The sequence below is a fragment of the Methylobacterium sp. WL6 genome (assembly GCF_008040095.1).
Taxonomy (GTDB): domain Bacteria; phylum Pseudomonadota; class Alphaproteobacteria; order Rhizobiales; family Beijerinckiaceae; genus Methylobacterium.
On the sequence record NZ_VRVH01000072.1, the window covers coordinates 1 to 19,387 of the forward strand.

The 19,387-nt window shown below is 70.3% G+C and carries 17 protein-coding genes; 10 read left to right on the forward strand and 7 right to left on the reverse strand.

Going from position 1 to position 19,387, the window contains the following annotated elements:
• Nucleotides 1-75: 75 nt before the first annotated feature.
• The 3 genes from FV230_RS12230 to FV230_RS12240 all read right to left on the reverse strand — a co-directional run bounded on the left by FV230_RS12230 (nt 76) and on the right by FV230_RS12240 (nt 3,362).
• A complete protein-coding gene (locus tag FV230_RS12230) occupies nt 76-765 on the reverse strand; it encodes a uracil-DNA glycosylase (protein ID WP_147726939.1) in 690 nt (229 codons plus the stop codon).
• Entirely contained in the window at nt 762-2,294 is a 1,533-nt protein-coding gene (locus FV230_RS12235) for a bifunctional UDP-sugar hydrolase/5'-nucleotidase (protein WP_147842585.1), read from the reverse strand. Before FV230_RS12235 ends, FV230_RS12230 begins: the two co-directional genes overlap by 4 nt.
• Nucleotides 2,295-2,408: 114 nt before the next feature.
• On the reverse strand, nt 2,409-3,362 hold the full coding sequence (locus FV230_RS12240) for a class I SAM-dependent methyltransferase (RefSeq protein ID WP_147842586.1): 954 nt from the start codon (nt 3,360-3,362) through the stop codon (nt 2,409-2,411).
• Between the two features lie 163 nt (nt 3,363-3,525).
• Between FV230_RS12240 and hemH the strand changes: the two genes are divergently transcribed.
• Nucleotides 3,526-4,611 carry a ferrochelatase gene (hemH, locus tag FV230_RS12245; protein WP_147842596.1) on the forward strand — a complete coding sequence of 362 codons (1,086 nt, stop codon included), beginning with the start codon at nt 3,526-3,528 and terminating at the stop codon, nt 4,609-4,611.
• Nucleotides 4,612-4,661: 50 nt separating this feature from the next.
• Here the strand turns inward: hemH and FV230_RS12250 are convergent, their stop codons facing one another.
• From FV230_RS12250 to FV230_RS12260, 3 genes are all read right to left on the reverse strand, one after another.
• Nucleotides 4,662-5,780, reverse strand: coding sequence for a GGDEF domain-containing protein (locus FV230_RS12250; protein ID WP_147842587.1), 1,119 nt, complete (start codon nt 5,778-5,780; stop codon nt 4,662-4,664).
• A 33-nt stretch (nt 5,781-5,813) separates the two neighbouring features.
• Nucleotides 5,814-6,161 (reverse strand): hypothetical protein, encoded by a 348-nt coding sequence (locus FV230_RS12255; RefSeq protein ID WP_147842588.1) that lies wholly within the window; start codon nt 6,159-6,161, stop codon nt 5,814-5,816.
• Between the two features lie 185 nt (nt 6,162-6,346).
• Nucleotides 6,347-7,261, reverse strand: a complete 915-nt coding sequence (locus FV230_RS12260) for a peptidylprolyl isomerase (RefSeq protein ID WP_147842589.1) — start codon at nt 7,259-7,261, stop codon at nt 6,347-6,349.
• 583 nt (nt 7,262-7,844) lie between these two features.
• On the opposite strand from FV230_RS12260, the gene FV230_RS29605 reads away from it, so the two are divergent.
• The 7 genes from FV230_RS29605 (at nt 7,845) to FV230_RS12290 (ending at nt 16,297) form a co-directional block, all read left to right on the forward strand.
• Nucleotides 7,845-8,000 (forward strand): hypothetical protein, encoded by a 156-nt coding sequence (locus FV230_RS29605; protein ID WP_187275477.1) that lies wholly within the window; start codon nt 7,845-7,847, stop codon nt 7,998-8,000.
• A gap of 205 nt (nt 8,001-8,205) precedes the next feature.
• A complete protein-coding gene (secA, locus tag FV230_RS12265) occupies nt 8,206-11,103 on the forward strand; it encodes a preprotein translocase subunit SecA (protein WP_147842590.1) in 2,898 nt (965 codons plus the stop codon).
• Nucleotides 11,104-11,304: 201 nt separating this feature from the next.
• Nucleotides 11,305-11,970 (forward strand): dethiobiotin synthase, encoded by a 666-nt coding sequence (gene bioD / locus FV230_RS12270; RefSeq protein WP_147842591.1) that lies wholly within the window; start codon nt 11,305-11,307, stop codon nt 11,968-11,970.
• A 181-nt stretch (nt 11,971-12,151) separates the two neighbouring features.
• Nucleotides 12,152-14,005, forward strand: coding sequence for a KUP/HAK/KT family potassium transporter (locus FV230_RS12275; protein WP_187275479.1), 1,854 nt, complete (start codon nt 12,152-12,154; stop codon nt 14,003-14,005).
• Nucleotides 14,006-14,250: 245 nt separating this feature from the next.
• Nucleotides 14,251-14,463, forward strand: coding sequence for a CsbD family protein (locus FV230_RS12280; RefSeq protein WP_147727207.1), 213 nt, complete (start codon nt 14,251-14,253; stop codon nt 14,461-14,463).
• A 103-nt stretch (nt 14,464-14,566) separates the two neighbouring features.
• Nucleotides 14,567-14,950 (forward strand): CsbD family protein, encoded by a 384-nt coding sequence (locus FV230_RS12285; protein WP_147842593.1) that lies wholly within the window; start codon nt 14,567-14,569, stop codon nt 14,948-14,950.
• Nucleotides 14,951-15,112: 162 nt separating this feature from the next.
• A complete protein-coding gene (locus tag FV230_RS12290; RefSeq protein WP_147727209.1) occupies nt 15,113-16,297 on the forward strand; it encodes a complex I NDUFA9 subunit family protein in 1,185 nt (394 codons plus the stop codon).
• Nucleotides 16,298-16,301: 4 nt separating this feature from the next.
• Here the strand turns inward: FV230_RS12290 and FV230_RS12295 are convergent, their stop codons facing one another.
• Nucleotides 16,302-17,012, reverse strand: a complete 711-nt coding sequence (locus FV230_RS12295; protein ID WP_147842594.1) for a sulfate transporter family protein — start codon at nt 17,010-17,012, stop codon at nt 16,302-16,304.
• A gap of 175 nt (nt 17,013-17,187) precedes the next feature.
• On the opposite strand from FV230_RS12295, the gene FV230_RS12300 reads away from it, so the two are divergent.
• Nucleotides 17,188-17,901 carry a HAMP domain-containing sensor histidine kinase gene (locus tag FV230_RS12300; protein ID WP_281408282.1) on the forward strand — a complete coding sequence of 238 codons (714 nt, stop codon included), beginning with the start codon at nt 17,188-17,190 and terminating at the stop codon, nt 17,899-17,901.
• On the forward strand, nt 17,898-19,387 hold a 1,490-nt coding region (locus FV230_RS12305; protein WP_147842595.1), incomplete at its 3' end, for an ATP-binding protein. The genes FV230_RS12300 and FV230_RS12305, both read left to right, overlap by 4 nt.

Genomic DNA, 19,387 nt, shown 5'->3' on the forward strand with positions numbered 1-19,387 from the left:
GGCGCCGGCGCCGACACGCCCGCGCCACCGGCACCGGCGCCGAAGCCCGCCCAGTAACGCTGCGGGACGGAGCCGTCAGGGAAGGCGCCACGCGATCGGCGCCGACCCATGCTCGGCGAGCCACGCGTTGGCCCGGCCGAAGGGGTCCGAGCCGGGGAAGTCGCGCGCCCGGTTCAGCGGCGACGGATGGCCGCATTCGAGCACGCCGTGTCGCGATCGGTCGATCAGCGCGGCCCGCGCCCGCGCCTGTGCCCCCCACAGGAGGAACACGGCGGGCTCGGCGCGCGCCGAGACGGCCGCGACCGCCTCGTCGGCGAGCCTCGCCCAGCCGAACCGAAGATGCGCCCCGGCCTGGCCCGCCTCGACGGTGAGTGCGCTGTTGAGGAGCAGCACCCCCTGGTGCGCCCAGGCCGTGAGGTCGCCGCGCGTCGCCTTGCCCGGCTCGACCTCGGCCAGGATCACCTTAAGCGAGGCCGGCAGGCGCCGGGAGCCGACATAGGAGAAGGCGAGCCCGTTGGCGTCGCCCGGCGTCGGATACGGATCCTGCCCGAGGATCACGACCTTCACCGCGGGCAGCGGCGTCAGCGCCAGGGCGGCAAAGATGTTGCCGGGCGCGGGCAAGACCTGCGCGCCGGCTGCGATCCGTTCGTCGACCCGTGCCGCCACGATATCCGCCGCGCCCTCCGTGAAGAACGGCAAGGCGAGCCACGGGGATGCGCTTTGCCGGAACGCGGCGAGCGCTGCGGAGACGGTCGGTTCGGTCATCGGCCGATCAGGATGCGTTCGCCCTCGGTCACGGTGATCGGGGCGTGGCGGGCGACATAATCGATCACGGCGGTGGCGACGAGCCCGCCATCCGTCGCGCCGATCAAGGTCCGCCCCCGAGCCAGCACGCCGTAGCCGTTTCCCCCCTCGTAGAGGAAGTTGTTGGCGGCGACCCGGTAGGTCCGGGCCGGGTCCAGTGGCGCATCGCCGACGCGGACGGAGACGATCTTGTCGCCCGCCGGCGCATCGGGATCGACGCGGACGGTCAGGCCCGAGACCTGCGCGAAGCGGCCGGCCGGGCGGCCGAGCTCGCGAAACCCCGCCTCCAGCAGCGCGCGGACCTGGGCGCCGGTGATCGCCACCGACACGATGGTGTTGCCGAACGGAAGCTCGGTGAGGATGTCGTGCCGCGTCAGCATCGTGCCGGCCGGGTACAGGCGGTCGCCGCGCACGCCGCCGCCGTTCATCACCGCGATGTCGGCGCCCGTCGCCTCCCGCAGCGCGTCGGCGACGAGGCTCCCGAAGCTCGCCTCGCGGGCGCGCACGGAGACGATGCGGCTGTCGAGCGGATAGGCGGTCTCGCCGACCGGCACGTCGAGCCGGCGCGACAGGTCGCCCTCGAGCTTGCGCACGAGGGTCAGCGTATCCGGATCGGGTGCGACGGTCGCCGAATCGTGGATTCGGAAGCTCGGCCGCCACGTCACGCGCCGCGTGCCGTCCGCCGTCGAGACGCTGGCGTGGATGTCGATGGCGGTGACGTAATGCGCGTCGCTGCTCGACTCCGCGAGCACGCGGCGCCCGTCGTACTGCACCACGAGGTCGTGGTCGTGCCCCGACAAAAGGATGTCGGCATGGCCCGCCGCCAGCATCGCGAGATCGGTCGCGCGCGCGGTGTGGACGATCGCCACGACGAGATCCGCGCCGTCGGCGCGCAGCGCCTCAGCCTGCGCGGCCAGCGTCTCCAGCTCGGGCCCGAAGCGCAGATCGCCGCTCTGGGATTTCTCCGGCGTCGCGGCCAACGCGATGCCGGTGACGCCGACGTGCAGGCCGCCGAGGGTGAGCATCTGCCGATCGCGCAGGCTCGGCAACGGCCGGCCAGACCCGTCCCGCAGGTTGGCGGCGAAGCACGGGAAGGCGGCGGCGGCCATGCGCTCGCGGAAGACGGCGGGCCCGAAATCGAATTCGTGGTTGCCGGGGACGAACACGTCCGGCGGGGCGAGGTTCAGCAGGTCGACGATGTGGGCGCCCTTGTCGAACCCCGACATCAGCGAGGGCGACAGGGTGTCGCCGGCATGGGCGTAGAGCACCGGGACACCGCGGTCGCGCTCGGCCTTCACGATCGCATTGAGCCGCGCGAACCCGCCGCGCCCGTCGACCTCGCCCATCAGGTAGACGTCGTTGACGAGGAGCAGCGTCAGCGTCGGCTCGGGCGCCGTTGGCTCGGTCGCGTTCGCGATGGCGGGCAGGCCGGCCGAAAGGCCGGCGCCGATGCCGAGACCGAAGGTCTGGCGGCGATTGGGGCGAGGCATGGCGTTGCGTCTTGGCGGAAAAGCCCAGCCTACCCCCGCCGACGTGACGCGCGCACGACGGTCCTTAAAGCATCTTCGCGCGCGGTGAAGCCCGGCCCGCCCGCAGACGATGTCCTAGCGGGCCGAGAAGGTCTCGCGCACCGCCTTGGCGTTGCGGCGGACCATCGGCCAGATCCAGGCGCCGGAAGCGAGGTAGGCCGCGGCCGGCATCGGCTTTAGCTCCTCGGCGAGGCGCTGGGCGAGGCCGGGCGCGCGGATCGGCACCGGCGGCGCATCGGTCTTGCGGTAGACCACCGTCGTGTCCTCGCGCCAGTAATTGGTGTCGGGCACGAGGCCGGCGCGGCGTGCGGTGAGGTCGAAGGTGTCGCGCACGAAGCCGTGGACGTGGGCGAAGTGGAATCGCTCGTGCGGCGGCTTGCCGGTGGCGGCCATGTTTGGCACCGCGGCGTAGAGCACGCCGTCGGGCTTCAGCCAGCGTGCCAGCCGCTCCATCACGTCGGCCGGGTCGCACAGGTGCTCCATGACGTGGTGCGTGGTGATCACGTCGAACGTGCCCGGTGCGAACTGGTCGTCGGCGGCGTCGTCCAGCACCTCGACGCCGTGCGTCGCGCGGGCATAGGCGGAATAGTCGCGGCCCGGCTCGACGCCGATCGCCTTGCAGCCCCGAGCCCGGGCGGCGGCCAGGAACTCGCCCGATCCGGAGCCGAAATCGAGCAGGCGGGCGCCCGGCACCAGCTTCGGCGCGAGCAGTTCCGCCCGGAACGCCGCCTCGCGCGCCGAGCGCTTGAGATGGACCCGCGGCGGGCCGCCCGCGAAGGCGAGCTGGTAGTCGGCGCGGTAGGCGTGGGCGTAGTAATCCGCCAGCTCGGCCGGCGTCGGCATCGGGTCGGTGCGGATCAGGCCGCATTCGGCGCAGGCGATCGACTTCAGCGTCTTCAGGCGTCGATCGGTCTCCGCCACGGTGACGCTCTCCGTGGAGCCGCACAGATTGCAGGCCGTGGGCGCCCCCGTGTAGGGGTAGCCGGTGAACGGCATAAAGTGGTTCAGGAAGTAGCGGGGAGACTGCATGTCGCGCTCTCGTCGGCCGGACCTTCGCTGGCAGGCTTCGTGCTCTAGTTAGATATCCGATCCCGCACAACAGCACCGCCGTCATGCGGGCGCGCGGCCTCACCGTCGCCGCGCGCCCGGCGGCCCAGGACAGGAAGCGGCCGCCATGGCCGAGAACCTCACCATGAACGAACGCGTCGAACCGGCGTCCCTGTCGGCCGTCTCCACCGTCGAGCCGAGCCGTGCGGCCGGCGCGGGCACCCTTCCGGCCGATCACCCCACGGTCCGCTGGGGCCGTGTCGGCGTGTTGCTGATGAACCTCGGCACGCCGGAGGGCACGAGCTACTGGCCGATGCGCCGCTACCTCAAGGAGTTCCTGTCCGACCGCCGGGTGATCGAGGTGCCGCGCCTGATCTGGTGGCCGCTGCTCAACCTGATCATCCTGACCAAGCGTCCCGGCCCGAAGGGCAAGGACTACGCGAGCGTGTGGAACAACGAGCGCGACGAGGGCCCGCTCAAGACCATCACCCGCGGCCAGGCCGAGCGCCTGCAGGCGATGATGGGCGACAAGGTCGTGGTCGACTGGGCGATGCGCTACGGCAAGCCCGAGGTCGCCCTGCGGATCCAGGCCCTGCTCGATCAGGGCTGCGACCGCATCCTGCTGGTGCCGCTCTACCCGCAATACGCCGCCGCGACCTCGGCCACCGCCTGCGACCAGGCGTTCAAGGCGCTGATGCAGATGCGCTGGCAGCCGACCGTGCGGGTCTCGGCGCCGTACCACGACGACCCCGTCTACATCCGTGCGATGGCCGATTCGATCCGCGAGGGGTTGGCCAAGCTCGATTTCGAGCCGGAGGTGATCCTCACCTCGTTCCACGGCGTGCCGAAGAGCTACCTGCTCAAGGGCGACCCCTATCACTGCCAGTGCGTGAAGACCGGCCGCCTGATCCGCGAAGAGCTCGGCTTCTCGACCGAGCGGATGCGGACGACCTTCCAGTCGCGCTTCGGCAACGAGGAATGGCTCAAGCCCTACACCGACGAGACCGTGCAGACGCTCGCGAAATCCGGGGTGAAGCGCATGGCGATCGTCGCGCCGGGCTTCACCGCCGACTGCCTGGAGACGCTGGAAGAGCTCGACGGCGAGAACCGGCACTACTTCGAGGACAACGGCGGCGAGCGCTTCGCCTACATCCCCTGCCTCAACGACAGCGACCTCGGCATGAAGGTGATCGAGACCGTGGTGCGGCGGGAGTTGCAGGGCTGGGTCTGATCACCCGTATCGACCCGCACGACATCTTGCGAAGCCCCGGCGCCGGGCTATCATCCAGCCCTCGACACCGGGCGGGCCGGATCAGCAAGGGTGATGAGATGGCGTTCTTCATCGGGATCGCGTGTCCCTGGCTGGTCGTCGCGGTGCTCGACATCCTGGCGTCGCGCCGGCGCACCGACGAGCTGGCTGCACTCGGGATCGTCGGCGCCGCCCGCCCGGCGACCTCCTCCTACCTGACGCCCGACGTGAAGTGAGGCCGCGCTCGGTTCGGCGACGGCCGGGAGGTCGGCTCGCCTCGATCTAGGCGCGCGTGACCGAGAGACTGGCCTCGAAGCCGTGCTCGCGGTCGGTCTGCGCCTTCGGGAGCATGTCGCGAAGCTCTCGGACTTGGCTGGAGAGGTCGGCGTCGTTCGCCGGCTGGAACCAGCGATAGTGCCCTTGCCGGCCCGCTTCGCCTCGTAGAGGGCCTGATCGGCTTCCGGCAGGAGGAGCATCGGGTCGGTGTCCGCGTCGCGCCGGGTCGCGATGCCGATGCTGAGGCCGACCCGGACGACCAACCCCGTCGGCAAGGCGTAGGGTCGTGCCACCTCGGCGATCAGGCGGGTCGCGATCGCCGCGATCGTGCGCTCGTCGTCGGCATGGACTAGGATCGCGAACTCGTCGCCGCCGAGCCGCGCGACGTCGGCGGGATCCGGCACGCAGCCGCGGATCCGTTCGCCGACGGCCGTCAGGAGCGCATCGCCCGCCGGATGCCCGTGCTGGTCGTTCACCGCCTTGAAGCCGTCGAGGTCGAGGAAGAGCACCGAAGCGTTCCGCTCGGCCGCCTTGAGGCGCGCTTTGAAGGAGTTGCGGTTCGGCAGGCCGGTCAGGCTGCAGTGAAGGGCGAGGTGGCTGCTTTCCTGCTGGGCCATCAGCATCTTGAGGTAATCGATGTGGAGTTCCCGGTTGATGCTGATCGTTCCCCATAGATAGAGCGGGGCGATGAGCGCGATCGGCCACAGCCACGGCTCCGGCCCCATCGCAGCGCCGGCCGCGTAGGGCACGATGATCAGGACCATCTGCAGCTTGACCATGCGCGGCGAGCCGGGATTGCGCGCGCACATCGCCCCGACGATCCCGGTCGACAGCATGGTGCCGAACACGGCCAGAACGGGATCGCCCAAGCTCATGCAGAGGAAGGCGCCGACGCCGATCTGCGCGCATCACAGCACGCTGCCGGCGACGAAGGCATCGACGACGAGGGTGTCCCTCGGACGGCGGAGCGAGGGATCTCGGAGGATCCGCATCAACCGGCCGATGACGGCGAAACGGAACAGGACCAGGATCGTATCGACGGCCGCCCAGGCGAAGAATGCCGGGATCGGGTTCCGGTACGGCAGGATCGCGATGATGATCAGCCCGACGAGGGAGCCGGAGATCAGCGAGGACATTCGCCGGAACAACGTCCGCCGCAGCCCGTCGCTGATCTCGACGCAGACCGGCGCCGCGGTCTCGGTGAGCCAGATCATCGGTGCCAGGCGAGGCTTCAGCAGAACCTGCTCCGACGGCATCGCGATGATTTTCCTGCCGCCCCGATCATTGGGCACTCTTTCACACGATCCTTGCGAAAATGTTGATCCTTAGGCGCAAATTCCGTGCATGAGCGGTCCGTCATCACATCTCAGACGCGGCGAGCCGCGCCGAAGCCCGCGGCTGCCACGCTTCGGCGCGAGCGAACGTCGGGCGGCCGCCGCGGTCAGGGCTTCTTCAGCTCCTCGGAGGCCGGGGCCGGCGCGGCGATCGGCTTGCCGTTCTCGTCGAAGCGCTCGACCTTGGCGTCGGCGCGGAGCTTCAGGATCAGATCCTGTTGCGCCTTGCGGATCAGCGCCTGATCGATCTGCTCCTTTAGCTCGTCGAAGGTCGGCACGGGCTTGTTGCGCTTCTCCTCGACCTTGATGACGTGCCAGCCGAACTGGGACTTGACCGGATCGGAAACCTGCCCGGGCTGCAGCTTGAAGGCGGCGTCGGCGAATTCCTTCACCATCCGGTCCTTCGAGAACCAGCCGAGGTCGCCGCCCTCGGCCTTCGAGCCGGCATCCTTGGTGGTCTCGGCGGCGACCTTGGCGAAGTCCTCGCCGCCCTTGATCCGTGCGGCGATCTTCTTCGCCTCGGCCTCGTTCTCCACGAGGATGTGGCGGGCGTGGATCTCCTCCTCCGGCTTCATCAGCTTGGCGGACTGGTCGTAGAGCGCGTGGGCCGCCTCGGGCGTCGCCGCCTTCTTGGCCTCGCGCTCCAGGTGCTCGTCGAGGAGGAGCTTGTCGCGGAAGTAGGCGAGCTTGCGCTTGAAGTCCGGCGTGTCGCCGATCTTGGCGGCGTCCGCCGCCTGCGCGCCGACCTTGAGGTCGAGCATGTAGTCGACCAGCAGGCCCTTCTTCTGCGCATCGTCGACGCCCGGCAGCGACAGGGCCGGATCCTCGGCCGCCACCGCGATGTCGCCGGCGGTGACCGGGATCCCGTTCACCTTGGCGACGACGCTGTCGGGCGAGGGCAGCACCGCGGCGGCGACGGAGGGCTGCGCCGCCGGGGTCGGCGTCTGCGCGGAGGCGGTGCCGCCGAGCGCGAGCGCCAGGGCGAGCGCGCTCGCGCCGCGGAGGGTCTGGGTCTTCGACATGGCGTTGGCGTTCCTAGACGGTTTCGCCCCGACCCGTCGCGGCACGGCGCCGGACGGTCTCGCACGGGGCTTCGAGGAAGCGGCATCGCAGCCGCGGGAATCGGCGAGACAGGTGGCTCGCGTCGCACGCAAAGGCAAGGCGCAAGGGATGACGGAAATGAGGTCGCAGGAGCACGGCGCAGATGAGGAAAGGATGCGCGCGCGGTCCATCGCCGTCGCGTCCGCCCGTCCTCGCCCGTCACGGGGAAAGCATTCCGTTGACTCCGTTTCTTGAGCCTTCGTGAACGCGCGCCGGCACAGGCTTGCCGGATCGACGGAGGGGCGGATGCGCAGGATCTCGCAGATCGGATGGATCGTGCTCGCGGCTTCGACCGCTTTCGCGTTCGCGGCGACGCCGTCCTCCGCCGAGGCACGCGGGTTCCGCCTGCGCCTCGGAATCGGCAGCGCGTCCGCTGCGGCTCCGGTCCCGCCGCGCGCGGCCGAGCGCATCGCAAGCGCTGGCGTTCCCTTGCCGATCGCACCGCCTCGCGCGACGGAGCCGGCGTCGCCGCGGACGGAGCCGTGGACGCAGGCACGGGAGACGGTGCGTGGGCTGACGCCCGTCGCCGTCGCGCCCGTCGCCGTCGCGCCGATCGCGGAGCGTGCGAAGCCGTCGCCGCATCCGGTGCGGGTCGCCGGCCCGTGGTGCCCGTCGGACCGCATCGTCGGCGCCGGCGTGGGGTTCTGCGAAGTCAACTGACGCCGCGGGCGACGGCCGCCCGCGAACGGGCCGCGCGAGGCGGCACTGATTCGGATCCGGGCCGAAGCGCCTCTGCGCAGCCCATCGCGCGCCGGCCTCTTTTAGATGCGGCCCGCGATATTTACCTCTATAAGCCCGGCCAACTCAGCCAAGGCCAGCCGTCTGCGGGAGACCGCCGACGGGCTTTCCCGTTTGCAGGTTCACGATGCTCGGTGCCCTCGCCAAGAAGATTTTCGGCTCGTCGAACGACCGGCGCGTGAAGGGCTATCGTCCCCGCGTCGCGGCGATCAACGAGCTCGAAGCCGAGATCCAGGTGCTGTCGGACGAGGCCCTGCGCGGCCGCACCGACATGCTGAAGGCCGAGCTCGCGGCCGGCAAGAGCCTCGACGACATCCTCGTTCCCGCCTTCGCCACCGTGCGCGAGGCGGCCAAGCGCGTGTTCGGCCAGCGCCACTTCGACGTGCAGTTGATCGGCGGCATGGTGCTGCACGAGGGCGGCATCGCCGAGATGAAGACCGGCGAGGGCAAGACGCTGGTGGCGACGCTGCCGGTCTACCTCAACGCGCTGTCGGGCAAGGGCGTCCACGTCGTGACCGTCAACGACTACCTCGCCGCCCGCGACGCGGAGTGGATGGGGCAGGTCTACCGCTTCCTCGGGCTGACCGTCGGCACCATCGTGCACGGCCTCGACGACGAGCAGCGCAAGGAAGCCTACGCCTGCGACATCACCTACGGGACGAACAACGAGTACGGCTTCGACTACCTGCGCGACAACATGAAGTACGAGATGTCCCAGCTGGCGCAGCGGGGGCACAACTTCGCGATCGTCGACGAGGTCGACTCGATCCTGATCGACGAGGCGCGCACGCCGCTGATCATCTCCGGCCCCGTCGACGACCGCTCAGAGCTCTACGTCACCGTCGACGCGCTGATGCCGATGCTTGTGCCCTCGCACTACGACCTCGACGAGAAGCAGCGCACCGTCTCGCTGACCGAGGAGGGCAACGAGTTCATCGAGGACGCGCTGCGCGACGCCGGCATCCTCAAGGACGGCGACCTCTACGACGGCCACAACGTCACCATCGTCCACCACGTGAACCAGGCGCTGCGCGCCCACACGCTGTTCACCCGGGACAAGGACTACATCGTCAAAAACGACGAGGTGGTGATCATCGACGAGTTCACCGGCCGCATGATGCAGGGCCGGCGCTACTCGGAGGGCCTGCACCAGGCTCTCGAGGCGAAGGAGCGGGTGACGATCCAGCCCGAGAACCAGACGCTGGCCTCGATCACCTTCCAGAACTTCTTCCGCCTCTACGACAAGCTCGCGGGCATGACCGGCACGGCCTCGACCGAGGCCGACGAGTTCGCCGAGATCTACAAGCTCGAGGTCGTCGACATTCCGACCAACAAGGAGGTCGAGCGCGTCGACGAGGACGACCAGGTCTACCGCACCGTCGAGGAGAAGTACGCCGGCATCATCGAGGAGATCGAGACGGCGCATGCGCGCCACCAGCCGATCCTGGTCGGCACCGGCTCGATCGAGAAGTCCGAGTTGATCGCCGAGCTGCTCAAGAAGGCTGGCTTCACCCTGCTCGACTATTCCGATCCGAATGCGCTCACAGACGTCTACGCCGCCGCGCGCGAGGGCCGCGTCACCAAGCGCTTCGCGGTGCTGAACGCCCGCTTCCACGAGCAGGAGGCCTACATCGTCGCCGAGGCCGGCGTGCCCGGCGCGATCACCATCGCCACCAACATGGCCGGTCGCGGAACCGACATCAAGCTCGGCGGCAACGTCGAGATGCGCGTCGAGAAGGAGCTCGCCGGCCTCGAGGACGGCCCCGAGCGCGACGCCAAGGTCGCCGCGATCAAGGCCGAGATCGCCGAGAACCGCACCAAGGTGCTGGCGTCGGGCGAGCCGGCCGATCCGGAAGCCGGCCGCAAGAAGGCGTTGCCGGGCGGCCTCTACATCATCGGCACCGAGCGCCACGAATCGCGCCGCATCGACAACCAGCTCCGCGGCCGCTCGGGCCGCCAGGGCGATCCCGGTCGCTCGAAGTTCTTCCTGTCGCTGCAGGACGACCTGATGCGCATTTTCGGCTCCGACCGCATGGACGGGATGCTGCAGAAGCTCGGCCTCGAGCAGGGCGAGGCGATCATCCACCCGTGGATCAACAAGGCGATCGAGAAGGCGCAGCAGAAGGTCGAGGCGCGCAACTTCGACATGCGCAAGAACGTGCTCAAGTACGACAACGTCATGAACGACCAGCGCAAGGTCGTGTTCGAGCAGCGCCGCGACTTCATGGGCCAGGACAGCGTGTCCGAGACCGTCGAGGAGATGCGCCAGGCCACGATCGACGACCTCGTCGCGACCCACATCCCCGAGAACGCCTACGCCGAGCAGTGGGACGTCGCCGGCCTCCGCGAGCGCGTGACGGAGATCCTCAACCTCGACGAGCCGATCGAGGATTGGGCCAAGGAAGAGGGCATCGCCGACGAGGAGATGCGCGAGCGCCTGAAGAAGGCCGCCGACACCGCCTACGCCGCCCGCGCCGAGAAGAACGGTGCCGAGGTGACGACCTACATCGAGAAGCAGGTGCTCCTGCAGACCCTCGATCACCTCTGGCGCGAGCACCTCGTGACGCTCGACCACCTGCGCCAGGTGATCGGCTGGCGCGGCTTCGCCCAGCGCGACCCGCTGAACGAGTACAAGTCCGAGGCCTTCGACCTGTTCAACGGCCTCGTCACGCAGCTGCGCGAGCAGGTCACCAGCCAGCTCTCGCGCGTCGAGATCATGTTCCAGGAGCCGGAAGCCCAGGCGAACCCGTTCGGGCCATCCCCCGGCCTGCCGCAGATGTTCGCCCAGCACCTCGATCCGGTCACCGGCGAGAACGAGATGGACTATGCCGGCCGCGGCACCGGGAGCGACGGCGGCGGCGGGCCGGCCTACGGCTACGCCGCCCAGGGGCTGTCGGCCGACGGGGCCGTGCTGGAGCGCGACCCCGACGACGCGACCACCTGGGGCCGGGTCGGCCGCAACGAGCCCTGCCCCTGCGGCTCTGGCAAGAAGTTCAAGCACTGCCACGGCAGCTTCACGGCCTGAGCGCCTGCTCTCGTCACGGCGCTCCCGTCCGTAGGGTTCTCGTTCAGGGGCGCTCCACCCGCCCCGTCATCCCGGGGCGCTGAAAGGCGGGTCCGGGATGACCTGGGATGGGATGTGCGGGCGACGTTTCGTTCGGCCTCGATCGATAGGCGGCGGACGGTCGCCATCGCGAGAACCGGTGCGCCGCGGGATCCATCATCCATGACGACCGTCTTCATCGCGGGCGCCGGCACCGAGATCGGCAAGACCTACGTCACCGCGGCGATCGTGCGGCGCCTGTGCGCCGACGGACGCGACGTGCGGGCGCTGAAGCCCGTCGCGAGCGGCGTGCCGCCGATGGGCGACCCGGATTTTTCCGGCAGCGATACGGCGCAGCTCCTGGCGGCCCAGGGGATCGCGGTCACGGCCGCCGCCGTCGCGGCCTGCTCGCCGTGGCGCTTCGCGGCGCCGCTCGCCCCCGACCAGGCGGCCGCTCTCGAGGGCCAAGCGCCCGTCCTCGAGGACATCGTCACGTGGTGCCTGGAGCGGATGGAGGCCGCGACGGGCACGCTGATCGTCGAGGGCGTCGGCGGCCTGATGAGCCCGGTGACCCAGGAGGCGACCGGCCTCGGCTGGCTGTGGTCGCTCGCCTGCCCGGCGATCCTCATCTCGGGCAGCTATCTCGGGGCGATCAGCCACGCCCTGACGGCCTACGAGACCTGCCGGGCGGCCGACATCCCGGTCCTCGCCATCGTCGTCAACGAGAGCACCGGCGCGCCGACGCCGCCCGAGACGGTCGCCGAGGCGATCGCGCGCCACGCCGAGGTGCCGGTGATCGTCATCGCCCGGGATGCGCCCTGCCCGGATGCGCTCGCCGCCCTGATCTGACGTCGGGCCGACACACATTGACGCGATCGTCGGCGGCGATGCACGGTTCCGATGGACGGGCGCCGGGCGCCTGCTAGCGTCGCGCCGCGAAACGACGAGGGCGGGGCGTTCTGTGAGTGAAAGTCATGTCCGTGCGGAGGGCGGCGCCGAGCCCGCCGCCGCACGAAGGTTCCGCCCGGCCCTGCTGCTCGGGGCGCTCGGGGTCGTCTACGGCGACATCGGCACCAGCCCGCTCTACGCCTTCAAGGAGGCGGTGCGGGCCGCCAGCGGCGGCGGCAACGCCGACCCCATCGCGGTGGTCGGCGCGGTCTCGCTGATCCTGTGGGCGCTGATCCTGATCGTCTCGCTGAAATACGCGGTGCTGATCCTGCGCGCCGACAATGCCGGCGAGGGCGGCATCGTCGCGATGCTGGCGCTGCTGGGCGCGCGCCATGCGAAGCCGCGCTCGTGGAAGGCGCTGCTGCTCGTCGTCGGGCTGATCGGCGCGGCGCTTCTCTACGGCGACGGCGCGATCACCCCGGCGATCTCGGTGCTCTCGGCGATCGAGGGCCTGAAGGTCGATGCGCCGGCGCTCGGCCGCTACGTCGTGCCGATCACGATCGCGATCCTCGTCGCCCTGTTCCTGGTGCAGAGCAAGGGCGTCGCCTTCATCGGGCGGATCTTCGGGCCGGTGATGCTGCTGTGGTTCGTCGTCCTCACGCTGATGGGGATCGGCGGCATTCTGCACAAGCCGGAGATCCTGCAGGCGGCGAACCCCCTGAAGGCGGTGGAATTCTTGATCCATGCCGGTTGGCACGTGAGCTTCGCGATGCTGGGCGCGGCCTTCCTCGCGGTCACCGGCGGCGAGGCGATGTATGCAGACCTCGGGCATTTCGGCGCCCGGCCGATCCGCGTGGCGTGGTTTGCCCTGGTGCTGCCGGTCCTGGTGATCAACTATTTCGGCCAGGGCGCGCTGCTGCTGGCCTCGCCGGACGCGATCGAGAACCCGTTCTACCGGCTCGCGCCGGGCTGGGCGCATTACCCGCTGATCGGGCTGGCGACGATGGCGACGGTGATCGCCTCGCAGGCGATCATCTCGGGTGTGTTCTCGCTGACCCAGCAATCGGTCCAGCTCGGCTTCCTGCCGCCGATGCACATCGTCCAGACCGCCTCGGAGGAGCGTGGGCAGATCTACGTGCCGGCGGTGAACTGGCTCCTCGCCGCCGCCACCATCGCCGCCGTCGTGATCTTCGAATCGTCCGACGCGCTCGCCGGCGCCTACGGCATTGCCGTGTCGCTGCTGATGGCGATCACCACGCTGCTCGCCGCGCTGATCGCTCGCCGATGGGGCTACAACCTCGTGGCGATCCTGGCGGTGAACGGCTTCTTCCTGCTGATCGACCTCGTCTTCCTTGGGGCCAACAGCGTGAAGCTGTTCGAGGGCGGCTGGTTTCCGCTGGTGCTCGCCGGCTTCGTCGCGCTGATGATGCTGACGTGGCGCAGGGGCAACCAGCTGGTCGAGGAGGCCCGCGTCGGCCTGCGCCAGCCCGAGGACGTGTTCCTGGCCTCGCTCCAGCACCAGGACCTGGTGCGGGTCCGCGGAACCGGCGTGTTCCTGTCGGCGGCGATGCACGGCATCCCGATGCACCTGTCGCGGTTCGTCGAGCGCAGCCACGCCCTGCCGGAGCGGGTGATGATCGTCTCCGCCCAGTACGAGGAGACCCCGACCGTGCCGCGCGAGGAGCGCAGCCACGTGACGATCCTCGCGCCCGACTTCTACCGGGTGACCCTGCGCTACGGCTTCATGGAGGAGGCCTCGATCCCCGATGGGCTGGCCTGCGCCGTCGAGCACCGCCGCCTGCCGCCGCAGATGCTCGACGACCTCACGGTCTTCATCGGCCACGAGACCATCATCCCGAAGAACGACGACCGCGGGATGCAGCCCTGGCGCGAGAGCCTCTACGCCTTCATGCAGCGCAACGCCGAGCGCACCGGCGCCTTCTTCGGCGTGCCGACGCGGCAGGTGGTGGAGGTGGGGACCGAGATCGAGATCTAGCGGAGGATCCGCGCGTCGGTGCCGAAGCGTCCCGCCGGGCCGCCTCATCCCCCCGCCGGATCGAGACGTCGGGCCGCGTATCGGGCCCGACCCGAGCGTCGGGCGATCACGCTTTCGCGCGTGGCGGGGGCATTTGGAACCATCATGGGCGCTTGCCGTTCGGACATCCCGACAGCGTTCGGTCACGCTTCGCGGCGTCGTCGCGAGGCCGGGCCGGGATCGCTGAGCACACAGGGAGCGTCCCGATGAGCAGCACCACGGACAAGATCAAGGGCCTCGCCAACGAGGCGGTCGGCAACGTCAAGCAGGGTGTCGGCAACGTCACCGGCAACGAGAAGCTGCAGGCCGAGGGCAAGGCGCAGGAGCTGAAGGGCGAAGCCCAGAAGACCGTCGGCGACGCCAAGGACGGCGTGAAGGGCGCGGCCCAGAAGGCCGCCGACGCCGTCAAGAAGATCTGATCCGTCCAGCGCTCGGCACCGGGGCGGCTGCGAGCCGGCCCCGGTGCCCATCCGCGAAGACCGGCGCTGCCGGCCTTCGGATCACGATGCGAGGGACGAGATCATGAACCGGGATCGATTCGAAGGCGGCGTGCGCAACCTGCGCGGCCGCGCCAAGACCGCGATGGGTGCAGTCGGCGGGGATGCCGGACGCCAGCTCGACGGTGCCGTCGACCAGGCCGCGGGCGTTGCGCAGAACGCCTACGGCCGTGCGCGCGAGACCGCGCGGGACTGGCGTCGCGACGGCGAGCATTTCATCGACGAAGCGAGCGAGCGCGGCCGCGCCATCGCCGACGAGGCCGTGAGCCGCGGACGTCATTACCGCGGCCGGGCGGAGCACCATGGCCGCCACGTCGCGAAACGCGCCGAGGAGAACAAGGGCGCTACCCTGGCGATCGTCGCAGCCGCCGCATTCGGCCTTGGTTGGCTCCTGCGGACCGATCGCTGATCCATTCGGGGACGGGCGGTACGCGCCTGCAGGATGCGACGTTCAAGATCGTCGTTTCGTCGCCCGCCCGGCGCGTGCGACCGGTAAAAATGGTCTAAGGAACGGCGGACCGGGGGTGGCGATGCCCCCGAGCCCGCAGGCCCCACAGACCGAGACGAGGCGATGACCGGCTCCAGCACTCCGAACACCGTCCTACTGACCCCGTCCCTGACGCGGCCCGCTTCGCAGTTGGTCACCATCTTCGGCGGCTCGGGCTTCCTCGGCCGGCACGTGGTTCGGGCGCTGGCCAAGCGCGGCTACCGCATCCGGGTCGCCGTCCGCCGTCCCGATCTCGCCCTGTTCCTGCAGCCGCTCGGGAAGGTCGGCCAGATCGTCGCCGTGCAGGCGAACCTGCGATACCCCGATTCGGTCGTGCGGGCGGTCGAGGGTGCGGACGTGGTGATCAACCTCGTCGGCATCCTTCAGGAAACCGGCGCCCAGAGCTTCTCGCGCCTCCAGGCCGAAGGCCCCGGCTTGATCGCGCGGGCGGCGGCCAAGGTCGGCGCCGCGATGATCCACGTGTCCGCGATCGGCGCCGATCCGAACTCCGAATCGCGCTATGCCCGCACCAAGGCCGAGGGCGAGGCTGCGGTGTTCGCCGCACGACCCGACGCCGTCGTGTTCCGGCCCTCCCTGGTCTTCGGGCCGGGCGACAGCTTCTTCAACCGCTTCGCCAGCCTCGCCCGGTTCCTGCCGGTGCTGCCGCTGGCCGGGGCCGAGTCGCGCTTCCAGCCCGTCTTCGTCGGCGACGTCGCCGAGGCGATCGCGCTGGTTACCGACGGACGCGTGCCCGGCGGCAAGGTCTACGAGCTTGGCGGACCCGAGGTCGCGACGCTGGATCACCTCGTGCGCTACATGCTCGAAACGACGATGCGCAAGCGCATGGTGGTGTCGCTGCCGCTGCCGATCGCCAAGATCCAGGCCCGTGCCATGGAGATCGCCGACACCCTGACGTTCGGGCTGCTGCCGGCCGACCTCAAGCTCACCCGCGATCAGGTCGTTCTGCTGCAGAACGACAACGTCGTCTCGGAGGCCGCCAAGGCGGAGGGCCGCAGCTTCGAGGGGCTCGGCATCCAGCCGACCGCCGCCGAGGCGGTGGTGCCGGGCTATCTCTGGCGCTTCCGAGCCGCCGGGCAGTTCGCCAAGGGCCGCGGCACCGAGGAGCAGGCCGAGATACCCGACTCGATCGCGCCGACCCCGATGGGCGAGGGCTCGCAGCACCGTCCGATGCGGGCGTCCGGTCCGGCAATCGGGGCCGACGCCGGCGGCTCGCCCGGCATGGGCCGGCGCTGGGGCAGCCGGAGCTAGGCCGCTACCGGAGCCGTCCCTGCAGGGCGGGGGCCGGCAGGCGGTGCGCCAGCCGCTTGTGGACGTGGACCATCAGCGCGATGCCGAACAGCGGCGTCAGCAGGTTGAGCACCGGGACAACCATCATCCCGGCCAGCAGGCAGCCCGCCGCGATCGTCGTGCCCGAGAACGTCCGGCGCATCGCGCCGGCCTCCGCCAGCGGCCGGTAGCGGGCCGCAGCCATCTCGAAATACTCGCGCGACAGCAGGTAGGCGTTGGCGGCGAAGAAGGCCGCCAGCCCGATCACCGGCACGAAGAAGATGATCAGCGCAGCAAGGTTCACCAGCAGGGTCAGGCCGGCGAAGCGCAGGGCGTAGAGCATCGCCGCGCCCCACGGCATCAGGCGGCCGGGCGGGTCGTCGGGGAAGTCGGTGCGCTCGACGATCTCGGCGGCGTCGTCGAGGAAGAACCCCGCCACCAGGATCGAGATCGCGGGCATCAGGTAGGCCAGCGCGACGAACAGCCCGAACCCGGCCAGGAAGTAGGCGAGGCTGTCGAGGATGGGGTAGGATTGCGAGATGTGGTGGCTCGCCTGGAACCACTGGATCAACCGCGTCAGCCCGAACCAGGCCAGCGCCAGGATGGCGAGCGTCAACCCGAGCGACTTCCACAGGATCGCACGGAGCGGCGGGGAGAAGGTCTGGCGCAGGGCCGCGAGCGCCGCCTGGATGAGCATGCCGTGATCCCGTCTCCCGCCGCCGATCGGCGCATCGCGGTTGTGGTGTCCCGATCCGTCCGCCGCAAGAGCACCGCTTGCGTCTCGTCGGCCTCGGGCCGGCGGGTTGGCCGAAACGCGCGACGGATCCGGAATGAGAACGACGAGAAGGATCGCGATCCGCGCAATGACCTCGATGCACGAGACGGCACCCCCGCATGCCCGGTTCCGGCCGAGCGTCGCGCCCAGGCTCGCCCCGCTGCCCGCGGACCCGGACGTGATCGTGGTCGGCGCGGGCGCTGCCGGGATCGCCGCCGCGCGGACGCTGATCGCCGCCGGCCTGTCCGTCGCGGTGCTCGAGGCGCGCGACCGCGTCGGTGCGATGCGCATGGGCCTGACCCGCATCCAGGACCTGGTCCTGAACCTGCGCAAGTTCTCGCGGCTCGACGAGGGCGAGCGCTCCCTGGTCAACGTGCCGGAGGCGATCGAGACGGTGCTGGCGCTGATCCAGCACAAGCTCGGCTCGCGCATCGCCGTCGAGCGCGACTTCGCGGGGCGCCCCGAGATCCATTGCACCCCGGCGCTGCTCAACCAGGTGGTGATGAACATCCTCGGCAACGCCGCCGACGCGATGCCCGAGGGCGGGCGGATCCGCGTCGTCACCGAGACCACGCCCGAGACCGACCTGATCCGGATCAGCGACACCGGCCCCGGCATCCCCGAGGACCTGCGCGAGAAGATCTTCGAGCCGTTCTTCACCACCAAGCCGGTCGGGGCCGGGACCGGGCTCGGCCTCGCGATTGCCTACAGCGTGGTTCAGGCGCATAGCGGCTCGCTCACGGTGGAGACGGCTCCCGGCGGCGGGGCCTGCTTCGTGATCGGGATTCCGAGGCAGACGGCGACCGTATGACCAGAGGCACGATCCTGGCCGTCGACGACGAGCCGGACATCCTGATCGCCCTCGAGGACCTGTTCGAGGACACCTACCGCATCGTCACGACGACGAAGCCGGCGGACGCCCTCGCCATCCTGCGCGACGATCCCGACATCGCCGTCGTCCTGTCCGACCAGCGCATGCCCGGCATGACCGGCGACGCGCTGCTGGCCGAGATGCGCGGGTTCCACGAAGCCCAGGCGATCCTGCTCACCGGGTACGCCGACATCACCGCCGTGATCGGCGCGCTGAACCGCGGCGGGATCAGCGGCTACGTCGCCAAGCCCTGGGACGCGGACCTTCTGCGCGGCACCGTGCGCAACGCCTTCGAGCGCCATGCGCTCGGGCGGGAACTCGCCACCGAGCGGGCCCTGCTGCGCGGCCTGCTCGACCATTCCGAGGACGCGATCTCGTTCAAGGACGCGGCCGGGCGCTTCCTGCGCCTCAACGACCGAAAGGCGGCGCTGCTCGGCCTCGACGTTGCGGGCTGCCTCGGCCGCAGCGAAGCCGAGCTGCCCGGGACGCGCGCCGCCGAGAGCGCCGAGGCCGACGCCGCCGCGATCCGCTCGGGCGAGGTCGGCGACGTCGTCTCCGCGGAAGGGCCGATCGGCGCCGAGCGCTGGAGCCACGTGGTCCGGGTCCCGATCCGCGGCCCCTCCGGCGCGATCGCGCATCTCGCCACGATCGAGCGCGACGTCACCGAGCAGAAGGGCTTCGAGGCCCGCCTGCGCCAGTCCGACAAGATGCAAGCGCTCGGCACCCTCGCCGGCGGCATCGCGCACGACTTCAACAACCTGCTGACCGCGATCCTCGGCAGCCTCGAGCTCGCCGCGCCGAAGGTCCATGAGCAGCCCCGCGTGCTGCGGCTGATCGAGAACGCGCGGGGCGCGGCCGAGCGCGGCGCCTCGCTGACCAAGCGCCTGCTGAGCTTCAGCCGCGCCAACGACCTGCGTGCCCGGCCGACCGACGTGAACGCCCTCGTCGAGGGCATGTCGGCGCTGCTCGGGCGCAGCCTCGGCGGGCTCGTCACCGTCGAGACCAGGCTCGGCAGCGATCTCGGCCCGGTTCAGGTCGACCCCGACCAGCTCGAGCTTGCGATCCTCAACCTCTGCATCAACGCCCGCGACGCCATGCGCGAGGGCGGCGTGATCGTCATCGAGACGGCGGCGCTGACGATCGAGGACGATCCGGACGTGCGGAGCGGCGCCTATGTCGGCGTATCGGTGAGCGATGCCGGCGAAGGCATCCCACCGGAGATCCTGGCGCGGGTCTGCGAGCCGTTCTTCACCACCAAGGCCGTCGGCCAGGGCACCGGCCTCGGCCTCGCGATGGTGTTCGGCCTCGCCCAGCAATCCCACGGTCGCCTGCGGATCGACAGCCGGGTCGGGCACGGCACCCGCGTCGACCTCGCCCTGCCGCGGGCCTCCGCGGCCGTCGTGGCGGACGAGGCCGACGTCGCGGT